A 3,249-nucleotide genomic window follows, 5' to 3' on the forward strand; every position below is an offset into this window, starting at 1 on the left:
AAGGCGGCTACGTCGCCGTTAGCCTTAAAGACGGAGAGTTAAAAATATCAAACAGCGGCGAGGGGCTAAGCAAAGAGCAGCAGGATAAAATTTTCGAGCGATATACGCGGTTTAACGAAGATCAAGGCGGCTTTGGCATCGGGCTAAATTTGGTAAAAAGAGCCTGCGAAAACAATGCTATCGCCGTAACCTGCGAAAGCGAACCTGGCAAAGAAATAACCTTTACGCTTAGGTGGAAGTCTTAAATTTAGATTTTGCGTCATAAAAGCGGCGGTGCTTTTCTCCAAACTGGTAAATTTGGCTCAAATCACAAACACTCTCAGTCAAATTTTGATTAGGATAGTTGTAGAATCGTCAAATTTGGCGGTAAAATCAAGAAAGTGTAAATAAATTTTACTCGTCTCCGATAAGCGAAAGGTTCCTGCATCCTATCTCATCGCCCATCTCGCAGCCCATTTTGTAAAATTTTTTTGCGGTTTTAGAATCGGCGGTTTTGACGCCTAGCGAAAACTGATACATACCGCCGAGATTTGAACAGCTTTGAGCATGATTTAGTTTTAGGCACGATTTCTCATAAAGCCTGCGCGCTGCGGCAAAATCATGCTCCGTGCCGCGCCCGAGGCGGTAAAAGTTAGCCGCATTGTAGCAACCGTATTTGTTGCCGAGCTTGCAAGACTTCATAAATATCTTTAAGATCTCGCTCTCCTCTTTGTTTTTTAGCTTTTGATGTAGCGAGCCTAGATTTGAGCAGGCGATACCCTCGTTATCGTCGCAGGCTTTTTGGTAACACAGCTTAGCGCGCTCGTAGTCTTTATTGTTTTCAAATTTTACGCCCATATCATTGCACTCTTTTGGGGTTTTGCCATCGCAGATGTGCTTAACTTCGGCTTGCGTAACTGGCTTTGGCGGTGCGGGTGTCGCCTTTTTTTGCGCTGTACAACCGCTAGCAAATGCCGCAACTAGCGCAAAAACGACAACATGCGAGATAGCTTGAAAAAAAGCGCGTTTCAAAATTTAGCCTTAAGAAAAATTTGCCTTAATCTTACCTTACGTTCGCCAAAATAATGCTTAAAATAAACTTTAAAATACTCGGCTACAACCAAACGCAGTCAAATTTGTAACAGATTTATTGCTCGTTAAAAGAGTATTTCTAACGCATTAATACAAATTTACGTACAATTTTACATATAAATTCGGCGCCTATCGTAGTTCATAAATTTACAAATTTAATACCGACAAAAAGCGCCAAATTTATATCATGCTCGCAAACCAAGCCGTGCGGTAAAATCCAAAAATCACTTAGAAACTATACGTAAAGCCTAGATTAAACGTTCGCGGATCGCCGTAAACCATCTTGTTGTTTCCGATGCCCTCGAAGTATTTTTTATTAAATACGTTATCGATGTTTAGCTGGATGTCGAAATTTTTACTTATCTTGTAGCCAAACATCAAATTCGCCAGCGTATAGGCCTTTTGCGTGATTTCATTTGCGCCGCTACCGACGTAAATTTTACTTTTATACTGCACTCCCGCACCCGCTCTAAAGTCCGCTATAGAGTATTTGGCAAAGAGATTTGCCGTAGTGCGCGAGCTTTCGGTGTCAAATTTCTTACCGTCTGCGTCCTTTGCGTTAAAGTGCGTGAGACCAAGACCAAGGCTTAAGTTTTGATTTATCTCGCCGTTTACGTCTACCTCAAAGCCTTTACTCGTCACGCCTTTTTTAGCTTCGTACGCATCGGTCGTAGTGCCTGGGATCTTTTGTCCCGTTCTTGCGCCTAGTTTATCTTGAACGACCTTAAATACGCCAAACGAAGCCGATAGCGCGCCGTCAAAATAATCCCCCTTTACACCAAGCTCATAGTCTTTGCCTTGGATCGGATCTAAGTATTTGTCGTTGATATCCTTTACGGTTTGGGGTTTAAAGCTGCTTGTATAGCTAGCGTAAAGCGTGTGGTTTTCGCCGATATCGTACGTGATGCCTAGATACGGCGTGATTTCTTGCGTAAAGTTTCTATTGCCGTTGCCGCCCGTGATGCGGTACTTATAGTAGCTCATCCTGGCTCCTAGCAAAAACTTAAGCTCGTCCGTGATTGAGAATTTATTAGCCAAATATACGGCCTTTTGCACCGTTTTATCGGCGTTGTTTTGATCGGCATAAGGTAACTTCGGATCGTCTAGGTGCAGGTTTTTAAAGTCTATCCTGGTACGCGCTGCATAGGCTAGGCCTGCCGGAGTCGTGCGGCTATTCCAGTAGCTGCTGACGTTGTCGGAGCTTTTTTTATAGTTGTTGTACATAGCGCCGAAAACCGCCTCGTGAGGCAAGCCAAATGCTTCGTACGGCAGGTTTACGTAGGCGTCTACGTTGTGTATATTTTCTTCGCGTTTGTTTGCATAGACGCTAAGTCCGCTAACATCGCCCGTGTCGTCTAAATTTACCTTGCCGCCGTAGTAGAGTAGATTTGAGTCCGTATTTGCGCGGCGGAAGGAGTAGGAGAGATTTAGGCTGGCTTCGTTTTCAAAATAGTGCCTAAAATCGGCATAAACGTCAAAAGTCTTGATATCCCACCTAGTCCAAGGCTGAGAGAAAATTTCATTTTTGCTAAACTCGCGCCTAGCGTCGTTTTTATAAAACGCAGGCATTCCTCCCCAGCGTATGCCGTGGCGCTTTAGCTCCTGATAAAAAGCGCCTAGGCTTAGCCACGAGCTATCCATGATATCTGCATCAACAACGCCGTAGATAGCGGTGTTTTTACGGTTATAGTAGTCCATATACGAGCGAGACTTCTCGTGCATAAAAGACGCCCTAGCTCGCACGTTACCATCGGCAGTTACGGGAGTCTGCACGTCGCCCGATACGCCGTATCTATCGTAAGAGCCCGCACTTAGTTTGAAATTTCCCGTCAATTCTTTTGAATTTGCTCTTTTTCGGATGAAATCTAAGCTAGCCGCCGGATTGCCTGCACCCGCTAGTAGGCCGTTTGCGCCCTTTACGACCTCGACGCGCTCATACGGCAACATGCTCATATCGTTTGCGCCTAGGCTAAATCCGCCAAAGCTAGGCATCGAATCAAGCAAATAATAATCTATCTTAAAGCCTCTTGCCGTAGGATAGACGCGCTCATCCCACTTGCTAAGCGTGACGCCGGGGATATTTCGCAAAAGCACCTGATAGTCGTTGATGTTTTGATCCTTTAGCCTAGCTTCGGTGATGACGGTTAGCGACTGAGGCGTTTGGCGCGAGGTGAGGTC

The 3,249-nt window shown here is 45.0% G+C and carries 3 protein-coding genes; 1 reads left to right on the forward strand and 2 read right to left on the reverse strand.

The features are described 5' to 3' along the window. On the forward strand, positions 1 to 245 hold a 245-nt coding region (locus tag Q0200_RS08015; protein ID WP_297940017.1), incomplete at its 5' end, for an ATP-binding protein. Between the two features lie 148 nt (positions 246 to 393). Here the strand turns inward: Q0200_RS08015 and Q0200_RS08020 are convergent. Then, positions 394 to 1,011: a tetratricopeptide repeat protein gene (locus Q0200_RS08020; protein WP_297940018.1), complete on the reverse strand. Its 618-nt coding sequence runs from the start codon at positions 1,009 to 1,011 to the stop codon at positions 394 to 396. A 288-nt stretch (positions 1,012 to 1,299) separates the two neighbouring features. Then, positions 1,300 to 3,249: TonB-dependent siderophore receptor (locus Q0200_RS08025; RefSeq protein WP_297940019.1), on the reverse strand; the 1,950-nt coding region annotated here is incomplete at its 5' end.

This window comes from uncultured Campylobacter sp. (assembly GCF_938045225.1).
GTDB lineage: Bacteria > Campylobacterota > Campylobacteria > Campylobacterales > Campylobacteraceae > Campylobacter_A.